The 15,125-nt window shown below is 67.9% G+C and carries 12 protein-coding genes; 2 read left to right on the forward strand and 10 right to left on the reverse strand.

The window, feature by feature from the left end:
* Positions 1–4: 4 nt before the first annotated feature.
* From ACOGI4_RS08315 to ACOGI4_RS08360, 10 genes are all read right to left on the reverse strand, one after another.
* On the reverse strand, positions 5–1,513 hold the full coding sequence (locus ACOGI4_RS08315; RefSeq protein WP_419841211.1) for a BglG family transcription antiterminator: 1,509 nt from the start codon (positions 1,511–1,513) through the stop codon (positions 5–7).
* The gene (ptsP, locus tag ACOGI4_RS08320) at positions 1,510–3,237 is read right to left on the reverse strand and encodes a phosphoenolpyruvate--protein phosphotransferase (protein ID WP_419841212.1); all 1,728 of its coding nucleotides are present in this window, start codon (positions 3,235–3,237) and stop codon (positions 1,510–1,512) included. Before ptsP ends, ACOGI4_RS08315 begins: the two co-directional genes overlap by 4 nt.
* On the reverse strand, positions 3,234–3,902 hold the full coding sequence (locus ACOGI4_RS08325) for a hypothetical protein (protein ID WP_419841213.1): 669 nt from the start codon (positions 3,900–3,902) through the stop codon (positions 3,234–3,236). Before ACOGI4_RS08325 ends, ptsP begins: the two co-directional genes overlap by 4 nt.
* Complete coding sequence (locus tag ACOGI4_RS08330; protein ID WP_419841214.1) at positions 3,899–4,840, reverse strand: 1-phosphofructokinase family hexose kinase; 942 nt, start codon at positions 4,838–4,840, stop codon at positions 3,899–3,901. The genes ACOGI4_RS08325 and ACOGI4_RS08330 overlap by 4 nt, the downstream gene beginning before the upstream one ends.
* Positions 4,837–6,657: a zinc-binding dehydrogenase gene (locus ACOGI4_RS08335; protein ID WP_419841215.1), complete on the reverse strand. Its 1,821-nt coding sequence runs from the start codon at positions 6,655–6,657 to the stop codon at positions 4,837–4,839. Before ACOGI4_RS08335 ends, ACOGI4_RS08330 begins: the two co-directional genes overlap by 4 nt.
* 305 nt (positions 6,658–6,962) lie before the next feature.
* Positions 6,963–7,928, reverse strand: coding sequence for an NAD(P)-dependent oxidoreductase (locus ACOGI4_RS08340; protein WP_419841216.1), 966 nt, complete (start codon positions 7,926–7,928; stop codon positions 6,963–6,965).
* Positions 7,918–9,588 (reverse strand): class I adenylate-forming enzyme family protein, encoded by a 1,671-nt coding sequence (locus ACOGI4_RS08345; protein ID WP_419841217.1) that lies wholly within the window; start codon positions 9,586–9,588, stop codon positions 7,918–7,920. The genes ACOGI4_RS08340 and ACOGI4_RS08345 overlap by 11 nt, the downstream gene beginning before the upstream one ends.
* Before the next feature lie 52 nt (positions 9,589–9,640).
* Positions 9,641–10,687 carry a peptidase M29 gene (locus ACOGI4_RS08350; protein WP_419841218.1) on the reverse strand — a complete coding sequence of 349 codons (1,047 nt, stop codon included), beginning with the start codon at positions 10,685–10,687 and terminating at the stop codon, positions 9,641–9,643.
* 65 nt (positions 10,688–10,752) lie between these two features.
* Entirely contained in the window at positions 10,753–11,433 is a 681-nt protein-coding gene (locus ACOGI4_RS08355; RefSeq protein WP_419841219.1) for a histidine phosphatase family protein, read from the reverse strand.
* 109 nt (positions 11,434–11,542) lie between these two features.
* Positions 11,543–11,956 carry a hypothetical protein gene (locus tag ACOGI4_RS08360; protein WP_419841220.1) on the reverse strand — a complete coding sequence of 138 codons (414 nt, stop codon included), beginning with the start codon at positions 11,954–11,956 and terminating at the stop codon, positions 11,543–11,545.
* A 298-nt stretch (positions 11,957–12,254) separates the two neighbouring features.
* Here ACOGI4_RS08360 and ACOGI4_RS08365 point away from each other — a divergent pair, with 298 nt between their 5' ends.
* Positions 12,255–13,655 carry a serine hydrolase domain-containing protein gene (locus ACOGI4_RS08365; protein WP_419841221.1) on the forward strand — a complete coding sequence of 467 codons (1,401 nt, stop codon included), beginning with the start codon at positions 12,255–12,257 and terminating at the stop codon, positions 13,653–13,655.
* Complete coding sequence (locus ACOGI4_RS08370) at positions 13,655–15,109, forward strand: mycothione reductase (RefSeq protein ID WP_419841222.1); 1,455 nt, start codon at positions 13,655–13,657, stop codon at positions 15,107–15,109. The genes ACOGI4_RS08365 and ACOGI4_RS08370 overlap by 1 nt, the downstream gene beginning before the upstream one ends.
* Positions 15,110–15,125: the final 16 nt, after the last annotated feature.

Below are 15,125 nucleotides of genomic sequence, written 5' to 3' on the forward strand. Positions count from 1 at the left end.
CTGGCTAGACTTGCTGGGCCACGCGGACGACGTCGCCGGCTGAGAGCAACGGGTTGACGACGACGACCGGCACCCTGCGGTCGACAACGGGAACCGTGGAGATCACCAAGTCGAAGTCGTCATGGGGGAGTTCCTCGTAGCCCCGCTCCGACAGCACCTCTACGAGGTCCAACTGCGGGAACTCGGCTTGGATTCGAGAGACGAGCACCCACGCCGTCGCCATACCGCTCGGGCACACGACCAGCGCCCGACGCCGCGGCCGCAGACGGGCCCGCTCCATCGCACCGCACACATACATGGTGATGAAGCCGATTTCGTCCTCGGCGATGGGGACCGCCATGGCAGCTTCCACAGGCTTGGCCATCTCGGCAGCGACTGCGTGAACCTCGGGGTACCGCTGACGAACCTCCCGCAGCAGCGGGTTGTGTATCGGCAGGCCATAGCGAACTCGGACACTGAGCCGTTCGAGGTGCGAGGACAGCCCGTTCCTCAACTCCGTGTCGTCGGTGAGCGCTGAGTGCAGCTGCGCGCCGGCGATGCCCATGACTTCATCGAGAAGCTCGGAACCGATGGCCGACGACTCCGGTTTGGCTGCGTCGAGTGCGTCTAGGCCGAGCAGGTACTCGGTGACGGCCGCGACCTCTTCGGCTGCCACGGACGTGCCTGCAAGCTCCTCGAGACTCGGAACAATGCCGGCGACGCTCTGTGCAATGGGATGGTCCATGACCGATCGGTGCAAGCCGGTTTCGACAGTGACGGTGTGACCCTCTCGGATTCTGGCTGCTGAGACCGCTAGGAACAGCGCAAACACCGTGTCGCTGTGGTCTGATGTCAGCGTTCGCCCCAGCGTGCTGGCCCGCACGATCGCCAAGGTTTCCGCCAGCGGAAGGTTGAAGAATCGCTCGCGCAGGCCCACCGGAACACGGGCGGCGGCCTGTTGGCGAGCCGAAGGATCATCAAGGAGCTGGAGGCGCAGCACTTCGGAGGGAATCGCCTCCAAGATGAGCTGCACGATTGCCTGGCGGACACGGCGCTCGGTGCCGACTACAGACACCCCGTGACCTGGACGGCGGACCAGCGGCAGGCCGTTGCGCTCCAGCCACGGCTCGCACGCCCGCAGGTCGCGCCGCGCCGAAGTCTTGGACACTGCCAGCTCGAGATGGAGTTCGTCCAGGGACGTGCCGGCAGGTGCAGCCCACAACATGGCCGCCAACAGGATGCGGAGCCGTTCTTCGGGCGCATAGACCCTCGGCGGCCTCGACACCGAGCCAAGGGCTTCGATGATCTGCGCCCGAGTCGCCGGCGATGCCTCGATCACGAGTCCGAGCCCGCGCTTGCGCACCAGCTCTGCGTCGCAGGTGCGCAGGTAGCGCTCGATGTGGCCGAGGCGGTAGCGCACCACCCGCTGTGTGAGACCCAGATCTGCGGCGAGATCCGCCGTGCTCCTCGGCCCGCTCTGTGCGAGTAGCCACCGGGTGATCCGGATGACGCGGGTGTCGAGCGTGACGCTCATGTGCAGCCCAAGGCCGCGCCGACGATGCGGCGCACATCGGCAGCCGTTGCTGCTTGCAGGGCCGCATCGACCATGCCGCTGGTTGCCGCGGCATCCATGGAGGCGATGACCGACTTGATCGCGTTCACCTGTCGGGCGTCGACCGACAGCTTGCCGACGCCCATGGCGGCAAGCACTGCGGCGCCCAGCGGATCTGCGGCAGCCAGGCCGCACACGGAGACGCCGATGCCGTGCCGCTGCGCTGATGCCACCGTGAGCGCGCAGAGCGCGAGCACCGCCGGATGCAGCGGATCCTGCAAGCCGTCGAGCAGCGCATGCGTGCGGTCGGCGGCCATGGCGTACTGGGTCAAGTCGTTGGTGCCGATCGAGAAGAAGTCGACGCAGTTCGCAAATCTGTCGGCCGTGAGTGCTACCGACGGCACCTCGACCATGACCCCGACCGGGGGAAGCGCGTGGGGTTTGCCCTGCGCGTCCAGTTGCCGGGCTTGACCTTCGATGATGCGCCGCAGCGCGGCGATCTCCTCGACGGTGGAAACCATGGGCAGCATCAGATGCACCTCGCCGGCCGCGGCCGCCCGCAAGATCGCCCTCACCTGGGCAGCAAAGGTCTCCGGGTGTCGACGGTAGAGACGAGCCCCTCGCACGCCGAGGAACGGATTGTCCTCGGTGGCGACATCGAGGTAGGGCGCCGGCTTGTCGCCGCCGATGTCGAAGGTGCGGATGACGACAGGCTCGCTGAAGGCACTGGCGGCAAACGAGTAGAAGTCGGCCTGCTCGTCCTCGCTTGGCGGCTCGGCGCGATCAAGGAACAAGAACTCGGTGCGCAGCAGACCCACGCCTTCGGCGCCGACCGCGACGGCCCGCTCGAGATCGTCGCGCGAACCGACATTGGCCGGCACCTGGATCGGGCGGCCGTCGAGGGCGATGCTCACCCCTCGAAACTGCTCGGCAGCGACGACGGCCGCCTCAGCCGCGGCGCGTCTCGCAGCGAAATCCGCGACCGTGGCGGGTCGGGGACGTATCGCCACTTCGCCCGTAGCACCGTCGATGGCCGCCGTATCGCCAGTGCGAACGCCGGCGACGACCCCGTTCGCCGCCACCACGGCTGCCACTCCGAGTGACCTCGCAATGATGGCAACATGGCTCGTCGGCCCTCCTGCCTCCGTCACAATGCCAAGTACCTTCTCGGGGTCGAGCACAGCGGTGTCGGCTGCTGTGAGCGCGGTTGCCACCAGCACCGACGGCGTCTCGATACTGCCCAGATCCGGCGAGTCGAGTCCGGCAAGCCGTTGCCGCACCCGGTCGGCCACCTCGACCACGTCGGCAGACCGCGCTGCGATGTAGGGGTCGTCAATGGAGGCCAGCAGGCCGGAGATCTCCTCGGCGGCGCTGACCAGTGCGGCACCGAGGCTTGCGCCGTTGCGGAGTGCTGCGGTGGCCGCGTCGACGAGCATGGGATCCTCGGCCATGAGTGCCTGTGCTTCGAGGACATCGGCCGCTTCGGTCCGCTCCGCGGCGCGGGCGGCGTCCCGCAGCGACCGGAGTTGGCGGGCCGCATCTGCGATCGCTGCACGCAACGCGGCAATCGGCTCGGAGTCGTCGAGCGGCGGCACTGCATCGCCGGCCGCCGCTGACCGCACCGTGTCCACCACTACCGCAGGACCGACGGCAACCCCCGCAGACGCCGCAGTGCCTGCAATCAGCAGCTCGCCGCGCGAAGTCATTGCTCGCCCAAGCAGTCGCGGAGAGCGTCGTAGAGACAAGCCCAAGCGACAACCGTGATGCTGGAGGTGACCAGCCCGGCTGCAACGGTTCCAGCGACCGTCAGGGCCGTGACGCCGTACCCCAAGGGAATCGCCGCAAGGAAGTTGAACACGATGAACAGCGTCATGATCGCGAACAACGCCACCCGGCGCTTGGTGCCGAGGCGAACGCTGGTGCCCAATGCGCTCAGGCCGCCCTTCGCGGCCCGGTCAGCGACCACATAGCCATAGAACCCGTAGAAGAGTGCGGCGATCAGCGACGGAATGCCGAACAGGTAGCGCGCCCCGAGCAGGACGGCCGCCCAGAACCAGAACGAGCACACGAGCTGGGCAACGAATGAGCCGCCATTGCGCAGCGGGCCGAGCATGTTCACGGGTCTGGCGCGGGCGGCATCGAGCGCATAGGCAAACCACGGAAGCGAGACAGTGCCGGCCAGCATCAGCCCGACCAGGTCCAAGACGATTGCGCCGACAGCGCTGTGTCGAGTGCTCGCTGCGGCTCGAAACACGCCGTACACCGCGAACGTGGCAGCAGCGGCCGCGGTCAGCGGCACGACGTTCTTTGCGTACCCCACGATTCCTCGACGGAACATCTCCGAGATGGGCAGAGGAAACGCCGGTGTCATGCTGAACCTCCGATGGGCAGGCCGTGCGGGGGCCGTTCGGCCAGCGTCACCGCCCGCCGATCATGCTCGAGCACCGTGGGACCGACGGTGCCTTCGGACCGGATCGACGCCCCAGCCCACGCCAGCCCTTCGCCGAGCGCGGCGGCACCGCGCCCTCCTGCAGACAGAAATCCGGCTAGCAGGGCGTCGCCCGCACCGACGGAGTTGCACACCGCACGAACGCGGACGGTTCCATAGGTCGCCTCGTCATCGATGAGTACGCAGCCGTTGCGACCCAGGCTGACGAGCACGGTGCCCCAGCCTTTGCCGCGCAGACACTGGGCCGCGTCGATGACCTCCCCGACGGTGTGAAGCGCTCGACCCGCTACCTCGGCCAGCTCGGCGAGATTGGGCTTGACGACGGCGCACGGAATGCCGACCAACGAGGCGAGTGCGCCGCCGCTGGTATCGGCCACGAGCTGCTCACGCGCTGCGGGCAAGGCCGCAGCAAGCTTGGCGTACATGTCGGGCGGCGCGCCCGGCGGCAGGCTGCCGCTGGCTACCAGCCACTGGGAATCTCGGGCGGCGGACACGGCGGCAGCCACGAGCGCCTCGCACTCGGATGCATGCAACGCCGGACCGGGTTCGTTGATCTTCGTGATCGTGGCGTCGGGCTCGATGAGGGTGATGGCGGTGCGGGTACGGCCGCGAATGCTCACGGTGCAGATGTCGGCGCCGGTTGCGTGCAGCAACGCGGCAAAGGCCCTTGCGTCGTCGTCGCAAGCAGGCAGCACAGCTCGAGCTGCGTGGCCGTTGACCGCGAGCGCCCGGGCCACGTTCACGCCCTTTCCGGCGCACTCGACGAGGACAGACGAAGCCCGCATCAAGCCGCCTCGCTCCAGCCGAGTCACCCGCAGCGTGCGGTCGATGCTCGGATGAGCGGTGAGCGTGGTGATCACCGATCTACGGCAGCCTCGTCGTCGGCCGAGGGTGCCGCGGCGCTGACTCCCGCTGTGGCGATGTGGCGCTCAATGAGGCGCCGCTCGGCCTCAGCTGTCCACTCGCCTCTGTCTCCGAGCGCTTGTGCGATGTGGGGGAACTGTGCTCCCAGCTCGCTCAGCCCGAGAAGTGGGACGCCGCTGACCTGAGGGAAGATCACGACCTTGCCGGCAAAGCGGCCTTCGAGCACTGCCTCCATACCGTCCCGGCCGGCCTCGATCCCTCCGACTGCCGCAACGTTCAATGCCGGCGAGAGCGTTCCGCCGGCGGTCTTGTCGAGCACCAGTGCCTGATCTCCAATCGTGGAGCCCGACGTGCCGGTGTACTGGGCGTTGCCCAAGTAGACGCGGCTCATGTCCAGCGGACCTGTCGTGCCATGCGCCACCCCTGCGAACAGCACCAGCATCCCGTCGGGTCGCATGAGGCGTGACGCGCTCGCCATCACTGACGCGACGGGGACGGTGACCACGACATCGTCCGCACCGGCGCCGCCGGTGAGGCCGGCGACGATCTCTTCGACACTGCCGCCACGGGCGTCGGGCGTGCCGGGATCGACCAAGACGAGGCGGCGGCCGGCTCGCTCGGCCAGCGTGCCCAATGATGCCTCCAGGACGCTGAGTCGTTCGGCGTCCGGATCGACGCCCACGATGACCGACGGCCCATCGGCCTTCTCGATGGCACGCTGCACGTGCATCTGGCCCATCGGCCCGCCGGCGCCCACGAACACGGTGACGCCGCCGGAGCGCAGGTCGCAGCGGTTGCGAGCCTCGCCGTATGCGGCCGTCACATCGGTGCCACGCGTGCCGACAAAGGCCGTGTAGTCGTAGTGAAGGCGGCCGAAGTCGATCTCCGCCAGACCGTCGAGAGGCTGCTCGCCCACCAAGTTGAGCGTGCCTCGAAAGGCCATGCAACGGGCGGCCTGCGTCACTTGGTCGCTAGACGAAGGGTCGAGGATGATGATGTCGTCGAAACCGGTGCCGCGGGTGACTTCTGCGGCGAGAGCCGCATAGTCCGAGGGGGCCGCATCGTCGGCCACGACTGCAGTGACATCGACACTCGCCGCTGCCTGAGCGCAGGAGCGCACCCCAGTGCCAAGACCGGTCAGCACGAGCCGGGCAGCCCCGCGCAGCGACTGGCCGAAGTCGTAGCTGCGCTGGTCGTGCGGATGGCCGATGATCCACACGGTGCCGCCGTCAAGCGGCCAGAGGCGACGGCGCTGTGTGTATGCGGCCTCCACACAGGCCCAAGGCTCCGACAAGGCGGCTTCGGCGTAGCCAAGGCGTTCATCGACGTCGATCACGTAGGCGCCGTCGTCGCCGTCGAGGATCTCCGGGCCGATGAGGTGGTATTGGATGAGGCCGCCTGGGATCGTGTAGCCGTAGGAGTTGTGCCGTCCGTCCTCATAGATGTCTGGTTGGATGGCCAGCCTGTCTCCCTTGCTGTACCGGGGCGTGAGGCCGTCGCCGACATCGATGACCGTGACCGTGGCCTCGTGGCCGAAGCGCGTGGGGTTTGCGGCGAGGTCGCGTCCATAGAGCTTGGGATGGTCGGCGCCGAGTCGGATCAGCTTCACGTCCGAATAGCACAATCCGACGGCATCGACGCGTACCAGCAGCTGGTCATGCGCTGGGCTGGGCACCTGCGACGGCTCGGGGCGGCCGTCGCGTCCGACACTGGCGAGGCCGGTGCCGTAGGTGTTCCAGGCCAGATTCGGGTCAGGCAACGGCGTGACCCCGGCACGGTAGTCGTCGAAGGTCCACTCGCCGATGAACGTCACGGACTGACCCCCTGCGAGCTACGTCACTCGTCTCGCTCCTGTCATCGTCGGCCGAGACGGTTGAAGCTGCAACTCGCAGTTTGGCCCAGAGACACTGCGCCAATTTGTGCTGCTGATGTCAGACTGTCACAACTGAGGTCCAAACTTGGGGTCACAACTTGGATGCCAACGCGCATCTTGCGAACGCCACGCCTCTTCCGGAAGCTCAGCCGGTCGACAACCCGTTGACACCCTGCGGGCCCAGCACGGCATGGGCAGCACGGCATGTGCAACGGAGCACGAGCAGCACGACCTGGGCATTCCGATCAGCTGGATGGGCGCAGGAGCGCGATGAGGCTGGAGGTGTCCCAGCGGCCTCCGCCGAGTTCCTGGACGCGCTTGTAGAACTGGTCCACCAGCGCGGTGACCGGCAGGGGAGCGCCGTTGTGCTGCGCCTCGGCGAGCACGATGCCGAGGTCTTTGCGCATCCAGTCCACGGCGAAGCCGAAGTCGAACTCGTCTGCGGTCATCGTGGCGCCCCGGTTGGACATCTGCCACGAGCCGGCTGCCCCCTGGGAGATCGTGCTCAGCACAGCGTCGAGGTCCAACCCGGCGCGCCGTCCGAACTCGAGCCCCTCCGACAGTGCCTGCACCAAGCCGGCGATGCAGATCTGATTCACCATCTTGGCGAGCTGGCCCGATCCGGCCGGCCCGATCAGCGTGACGGCCCGTGCGTAGGCGTCCATGACCGGCCGTGCGCGCTCGAAGTCGCCGGCCTCGCCGCCGCACATGACCGTCAGGACACCGTTGCGGGCGCCGGCCTCGCCGCCGGAGACGGGCGCGTCGAGGAAGCCCACCCCCCGTCGGGCGCAGGCGGCTGCCAGCTCTCGTGCCAGGCCTGCCGACGCCGTGGTGTGATCGACGAGCATCGCGCCCCCGCCGCCCGCAGGATGTTCTTCGGGGCTGCCGACAGCGCTGTCCGCTGAGCTGCCTGCTGCTGCGCCTGCGGGGCTGCCCATGGCCGACAGCGTGCCGTTGCGGTCGTGGACGACAGCGCGCACGTCGTCGTCGGCGCCGACGCACACGAAGACGAACTGTGCCCCTTCGGCAGCTTGCGCCGGCGTGTCCGCCACTGTGCCGTGGTGTTCGGCGGCCCAGCGCTGCGCCACAGCTCCGGTGCGATTGAACACGGTGACACGGTGGCCGGCGGCTGCGAGGTGCCCCGCCATCGGGTAGCCCATGACGCCGAGGCCGATGAAGGCGACGCCAGCCGGCACGGCATCACCTGACATCGGGGACATTCTGGCGCTGGGCGGACTGGCCATCGCCGGACAGGCAACGCGCTCGGGGCGGGCTGGCCGACTGTTGCTCACGGAGCATTGCACGCACCTCGTGTTTGCGGACTTTGCCGAGTGCTGTCCTGGGCAATTCGTCAGTCCAGAACACGGCTTTGGGATGCTTGAATCGTGCCAGCCGGCCGTCGAACAGGCGCAGCAATGCAGCGGCATCGTTGGCACGGTCTTGGTCGGCACGGTCTTGGCTGGCACGGTCTTGGTCGGCCTGGTCTTCGCTGGCACGGTCTTGGTTGCCACAGGCGCCACTGGTCTTGGTGCGATCGCTCGGCGGCACCGCCACGATCACGGGCACTTCGCCCCAGCGCTCGTCGGGCACGCCCACCACGGTCGCTTCTCGCGCCAGATCGCTGCGGGCCAGCACCGCCTCCAGTTCTGCGGGGTAGACGTTCTCGCCGCCGGAGATGATCATGTCGGTACGACGATCGTCGATGTACATCCAGCCGTCGCGGTCGACGTGACCGATGTCGCCGGTGCGGAACCAGCCGTCGCGCAGCGCCTCAGCCGAGGCCTGCGGGTCGCGCCAGTACTCCCGCAACACGCTCGGCCCACGCACCCACAGCTCTCCGCGTTGGCCTGGCGTGGCGTCGTCCCCGGCGTCGGTGACGATGCGCACCTCACACATGGTGGAGGGTTTGCCGCACGAGCCCGGACGGGCGGCAGCCTGGTCACAGCGCAGGTGCGTTGCAATCGGGGCCGTCTCGGTGGACCCGTAGATCTGGCCGACCGGCACGCCCCGGTCGAAGAAAGGCGCAGTCGTGGCCGCAGGCACAGGCGCGGACCCGGTCATGATCCCGTGCAGCGAGCTGAGGTCTGCGGTGGCGAAGCGAGGATGGGCCGCAACCGCCGCGAGCGCCGTGGGCACGAGCACCGTCCAGGTGGGCTGCCACTGCTCGACGTCTGCGAGGAACTGATCGGCGTCGAATGTGCGCTGAATCAGCACTGATGCTCCGCCGAGCAACGCCGGCAGCGTCTGGATGTTCAGTCCGCCGACATGGAACAGCGGAATGGCGGTGAGCACCCGGTCGCGGCTGGTGAGATCGTGTGCATGCGTCGCGTTCACGGCGTTGGCTGCCATCGCCGCCTGATCCAGCACGGCGCCCTTGGGATGCCCAGTCGTGCCCGAGGTGTAGGCGAGCAGCACAGGGTGCGCGGAGGTGCCTCGCCTGGGCGCGAGCGCACCAGGCGCATCGGAACACTCCGGCTCGTCTGGTACCACCTGTGTCTCGCACGGCACCTCGATGCTCGCGCCGTGGCGTTCGAAGGCTGCATCCAGCACGAGCAGGCGGGGATCGGCGTGCTGCAGAATCCAGCGATGCTCGGGCGGCGCCAAGCGCGAGTTCAACGGCAGGTAGACGGCGCCGAGCCAAGAGCAGCCGAGCATCAGCCGCAACGCGGCGGGCCGATTCGGGCCGAGCCACGCCACGCGGTCGCCCTCGCCCACACCGGCGCCGGCCAGCCAGCGGGCTGTGGCAGCGATCTGCTCGGCGAAGGACCGATAGCTGTGCTCGATGCCTTCGAAGGCGACGGCGGGCGCATCGGGGCGGTGGTCGGCCCAGCGCTCGACACGCGCAGCCAAGTCGGCGCCGAGCCCCGTCATGCCAGGTTCTCGACTCAGGTGCTCGACTCGGGTGCTCGAAGACCGGCTCGGCTCAGGCCAGCTCGCCTTGCAGCACGCCGTCGACCACCACCGCTTCGCCGTCGAGGAAGACGCTGTGGTTGCGCATGGGCAGGTCGAAGTGGCCCAGCGTGTGACGTCCGGCGTGCTCGTTGGCGCCAGTGGAGTACAGGAAGTTGCCGGCGAAAGCCCGCTGCTCGGTGCCGTTGGTCTGGCTCCGGTCGTACATCGACAGCGTGTCCCAGCGGGCCGCCGGATTCATGCCCCAGCCCACATGGCTGGTCGCGTAGGCCTCGCGGTCGCCCCAGGCATCGGTGTAGCTGCGAAACAGCGCCGCGTCCGTGCCCTCGCCCTCGACATCGACGACGTAGTCGTCTCGAATGCGCAGCGTCACGGGCGACTCGATGTAGCGCTTGAAGGTGAGGTTCATGTCGCCGCGGTCCATCACGATGGTGCCGTTCACCGTGTTGGCGCTGGGGAAAGCCAAGCAGAGCCCGCCGGGCCAGTGGCTGATCGTTCCTGGTCGCGTGGTGTAGCCCCAGCCGCCGCCGCACGGCGCCTCGCTGACATCGACGACCAGATCGGTGCCGGCGGCCGAGGTCACGTGCATCTGCGACGCCGCGATCAGCTGCTTGATGCCGGCCTTGACCTTCGGTTCGAGGTGCGGTGTGGGCGCGAGGCGTTCTAGCGCTTCCGGGTGCTCGTTGGAGACCATCAAGATCCGTGTGCCGGTGCCCAGGATCTTCGGCAGCTCCGGGGCGTGCAGCAGCCCCTCCACGGTGCAGTCCACGACGAAGTCCACTGCGCCGAGCGCGGCGAGCACCGCTGCTGAGCCGGCGATGGCGTCAGAAGCGCCCGTGGATCGCACCGGCACCGGCGCCGACTGGCGCGGCGTGGGAACCACCACGTGAACCGGCGGGCAGCCCAGCCGGTCCAAAGCCAGCTCGGCCAGGTTCACGTTCACTGCCCGGCTTTGGCTCTCCGACAAGACGGCCGCCGTCAGCGGCGGTTCGACGCCGCACAGCTCGAAGACCGACGAGAAGGCGTCGATCCACTTCGCCTCGATTCGCTCGACCAGCATCTGTTCCTCCCGTGGGTTGCTTGTCTGGCGCAGACTCAGTCTCTCGCGAACGCCCAGACCGCCGCTCAGGCTGCTTCGAGGACCGCGAGATGGGCGGCGTCGTTGAATCTTCGCAGCTGCCAGCGGTGTCGTCCGCGGCGTTGGAGCAGTTCCAGTTCGGTGATGGAGGTCACCTCGGTGACGTCGCCGACGCCGCGTTGGCTCGGCGGGATGCCGAATGCCATGGCTATCGCCGCAGAGACGACACCGCCATGGCAGCCCACGAAGACTGTCTGTGCCGGGTGCGCCGCTGCGATGTCATTGAGGGCTTGTGCAACGCGATGGCGAAAGCCGGCGCGGCTCTCACCGCCGTCAATCACGGGTGTGTAGGGCTGTTCGACCGACGGGATGAATCTGAAGCGCTCCCGGGCGGCGTGCCACGTCATGCCGTCCGCTGGCCCCAGCCGCATCTCTTCGAGATCGTCATGGAGATGCACCGGCAGGTTTCCGCAGTCCGCCCCGGTTCCCAGCGCTGGCAACACGATGTCGGTGGTCTGGCGCGCACGCGGCAGGGGAGAGGAGTAGACGGCGTCTACCTGGGGTTCGCGGCCGGCGGCGAATCGGTCTCGTAGCGCCTTGGCCTGTGCGCGCCCCCGCTCGGTGAGCCCCCGACATCCGCCGCGACCTCCGACGAGTCCTTCGGCCATCGCGACAGACTCGCCGTGCCGCACGAGCAGCAAGCACGAGACCAGTTGCCGGTCAGCCATGCAGTTGCCTGTCAGCCATGTCGCCCGCCATGTTGCCCGCCATGTCGCCCGCCGCCGATCGCCATGCCGCCCAACCCTACGGGCGCTCAGCTGCCGCCTGCGCAGCGGTTCAGCTCGCCGCACCCAGTGCGTCGGTGTGAGCGTCCGCGTGCGTGTCGGTCTGCCGGCAACGAACGCTGCGGTGACGTGCCCGCTGCTGAGCCGTGCTGTGGGGTTCCGTGGACATGACGAGCACACAGGCCGTGGCGAACTCCAGCGAGTCCGCGTGGAATACGGCCACGGACCCGCTGCGTGCCTGGCGGGCGATGCGGAGCCCGGAGATGCTCTCGGCCGCTGCCACCACTGCACTCACTGCATCGGCGAGACGCTGCGCCCGACGCGAGAAGACGAGCGCCTGGACACCGGAGTTGGCCACTGCGGCGGGATGCGTGTAGCCGGCGCGTTCGAGCTGCTCGACTGTCGATGCGACGCTGAGATCGGCACCCTCTGCAAACAAGCCGAATACGTAGGTGGTCGTCCCCATCGTGCCGCCTTTCGTTCCCTCGCTTGACCGTTGCCGTCCATGACCCCAAGGCAACGGGTCGGCCGTCACGGTCGCCCGCTGCGCCAGCGGCACTCTAGTCCGCATCCACCAGCCGGTGTCAAATGCGATAATTTGAGTCTCTTACCATATATTTTGTGTAGTTTGATGCGTGATGTTGGCTGAAGCACAGGGTCAACTGTGGCCTGCAGGCTCCGCGCGGTTCGGCTGCCGAACTCGCCGGCGACGGCAAGCGGCCGTGATCGCAGCACCGACACGGCACGCACGCAGCAAGATCGCGGTGAGCCGTAGCCTGCGGATTCGCAGCGACAATGCATCGGGGGCAACGATGGAATCCGACACGCCGAGCAGCGAGCCGACCAGCACAGCACGCAGCGATTCGGCTGGCTCACGGGCCGTCGAGCCCGCTGTCGAACCGGCAGAGGTGGGTTTTGATGCTCAGCGCCTGCAGCGAATAGCGGCACATCTGAATCGCTACGTGGACGACGGACGCCTGCCGGGCGTGTCGGTGCTGCTGACCCGTGGCGGCCAGATCGCGTACTCGCATCGCTACGGCCACAGGGACTGCGAGCGGTCGTTGCCGGTGACCGCCGACACGATCTATCGCATCTACTCGATGACGAAGCCCATCGTGTCCATCGCTGCGATGCAGCTCTACGAGCAGGGCAAGCTGCTGCTCAAGGACCCGGTGTCACGCTGGATCGGCGAGTTCGCGGACGCCCGAGTGTTCGCCGGCGGCAACGCAGCCCAGTACCAGACGCGAGAACCCGCGAGCGAAATCACCGTTCACAGCCTGTTGACCCACACCTCGGGTCTCACCTACGACTTCCACTTCGCCAATGTGGTCGACGAGCTGTACCGCGCCAACGGCTTCAACTGGGGCGCTCCCGGCAATCTGGAAGAGACCTGCGAAGCGCTGGCTTCGCTGCCGCTGCTGTTCGACCCGGGCAGCGAGTGGAACTACAGCTACTCCACCGACGTGCTGGGCCGCGTCGTGGAACTCGTCTCCGGCCAGGCGCTGGACGACTACTTGACCGAGCACGTCACCGGGCCGCTGGGCATGGTCGACACCGGCTTCCAAGTGCCCGAAGGCGAAGTCGAGCGATTCGCTGCCAACTACACCACGGCTGCGCTTGCGGCTCGCGTTGGCGCGGGCAACACCGGCCGCTCAGTGCCGACCTACCGCTCGGACAATCCCGGCTTGGCGCGCCGGCTGATCGACGACCCGCGTACCTCGCCGTACTTGGCGCCGCCCAAGATTCTGTCGGGCGGCGGCGGCTTGGTATCCACCATGGGGGACTATCACCGCTTCACCCAGATGCTGCGCAACGGCGGCGAGCTGGACGGTGCCCGCATCATCGGGTCCCGCACGCTCGCGTTCATGGCGTCCAATCACCTGCCCGACGGAGCGGACCTCACGCAGTTCGGCCGAGCGCTGTTCTCCGAGACAGCCTTCGACGGCGTCGGCTTCGGCCTGGGCTTCTCGGTCGTGCTCGATCCCGCCAAGACCAAGACGGTCTGCAGCACAGGCGAGTACGCGTGGGGCGGCGCCGCATCGACGGCCTTCTGGGTGGATCCTGTCGAGGACATCACCGTGGTGTTCCTGACGCAGCTGCTGCCCTCCAGCGTCCATCCGATACGGACCGAGCTGAAGCCCCTCGTCTATCAGGCGCTGGTGTGATGCCCTCTGAAAGCGGTGCTGGAGAAGCCGGCGGGACCGCTGCGACTGGCGAAGCCGGCGACACTGGCGAGTTCGATCTCGTCATCGTCGGGAGCGGCTCCGCGAACTCCATTCCCGGTCCCGAGTTCGACGACTGGTCGATCGCGCTGGTGGAACGCGGCGTGTTCGGCGGCACCTGCCTCAACGTGGGCTGCATCCCCTCCAAGATGCTCGTGTATGCGGCCGATGTGGTCGACACCGTCGAAACGGCCGGCGTGTACGGCATCTCGGCGTCTGCGCAGGGTGCGGACTGGCCGGCCATTCGGGATCGCGTGTTCGAGCGCATCGACCCGATTGCGCAAGCCGGCAAGGAGTACCGCCACGGGGCCGAGTGCCCCAATGTCTGCGTCTATGAGGGCGAGGCTCGCTTCATCGGGGACCGTGAGCTGGACGTCCGGCTAAACGACGGCGGCACTGCTCGCGTCCGCGGACGCCATGTCGTGCTCGGGGCAGGGGCGCGACCGTTCATTCCCCCATTCCCGGGCCTAGATCGCTCGCCGTATCACACCTCCGACACGGTGATGCGGCTGGAGGAGCTGCCGGAGCGCATGATGGTGCTCGGCGGCGGCTACATCGCTGCGGAGCTGGGCTACGTGTTCGCGGCGCTGGGCGTCGAGGTGATGCTGGTGAACCGCAGCGAGCGGCTGCTGCGGGCCGAGGACGACGATGTGTCCGAGGCGTTCACCCGAGCGGCGGCGCAGCGTTTCGATCTGCGGCTCGGCGCCACGGTGACCAACGTCCGTCCGATGCCCGACGGTGTGCTCGTGGAGTTCGCGACCAGCACCAGCCGAGGGCACGGCAACGTCGACGTGCTGCTGGTGGCGACGGGACGGATGCCCAACGGCGACCTGCTGAATCTCGAAGCAGGTGCCGTGGCGCACGAGCGAGGTCGGGTGCTGGTCGATGAGCACTTCCGCACGAGCGCGCCGGGGGTGTGGTCGTTCGGCGACTTGGCCAGTGAGATACAGCTCAAGCATCTCGCCAACGCGCAGGTGCGGGCCCTGCGGCACAACCTGCTCGTGGCTGAGGGTCAGGCGGAGGGCCCGATGCGCAGCGTGTGCGAACGGTTCGTTCCCCATGCCGTGTTCTCTCACCCGCAAGTCGCCTCCGTCGGCCTCACCGAGCGAGCGGCCCGAGCAGGCGGCCTGCCGGTCTCAGTAGCGATCAAGCCCTACGGCGACACTGCCTACGGCTGGGCGATGGAGGACAGCACCAGCTTCGTGAAGCTGATCGCCCACGCGCAGACTCGCGAGCTGCTCGGCGCTCACATCATCGGCCCGCAAGCCTCGACGCTGATCCAGCCGCTCATCTCCGGCATGACCTTCGGCCAGACCGTCGACCAGATGGCGCACGACCAGTTCTACATCCACCCGGCGCTCACCGAAGTCGTCGAGAACGCGCTGCTCGACCTGTAGCGCCAACTTGACCTGT

Source organism: Candidatus Poriferisodalis sp., assembly GCF_965205175.1.
GTDB lineage: Bacteria > Actinomycetota > Acidimicrobiia > Acidimicrobiales > Poriferisodalaceae > Poriferisodalis.

Bases quoted from the DNA above. Each gene is read 5' to 3' on its own strand.
- ACOGI4_RS08315 (WP_419841211.1), bottom strand. From the start codon at position 1,513: ATGAGCGTCACGCTCGACACCCGCGTCATCCGGATCACCCGGTGGCTA.
- ptsP (WP_419841212.1), bottom strand. From the start codon at position 3,237: ATGACTTCGCGCGGCGAGCTGCTGATTGCAGGCACTGCGGCGTCTGCG.
- ACOGI4_RS08325 (WP_419841213.1), bottom strand. From the start codon at position 3,902: ATGACACCGGCGTTTCCTCTGCCCATCTCGGAGATGTTCCGTCGAGGA.
- ACOGI4_RS08340 (WP_419841216.1), bottom strand. From the start codon at position 7,928: ATGTCAGGTGATGCCGTGCCGGCTGGCGTCGCCTTCATCGGCCTCGGC.
- ACOGI4_RS08345 (WP_419841217.1), bottom strand. From the start codon at position 9,588: ATGACGGGGCTCGGCGCCGACTTGGCTGCGCGTGTCGAGCGCTGGGCC.
- ACOGI4_RS08350 (WP_419841218.1), bottom strand. From the start codon at position 10,687: ATGCTGGTCGAGCGAATCGAGGCGAAGTGGATCGACGCCTTCTCGTCG.
- ACOGI4_RS08355 (WP_419841219.1), bottom strand. From the start codon at position 11,433: ATGGCTGACCGGCAACTGGTCTCGTGCTTGCTGCTCGTGCGGCACGGC.
- ACOGI4_RS08360 (WP_419841220.1), bottom strand. From the start codon at position 11,956: ATGGGGACGACCACCTACGTATTCGGCTTGTTTGCAGAGGGTGCCGAT.
- ACOGI4_RS08370 (WP_419841222.1), top strand. From the start codon at position 13,655: ATGCCCTCTGAAAGCGGTGCTGGAGAAGCCGGCGGGACCGCTGCGACT.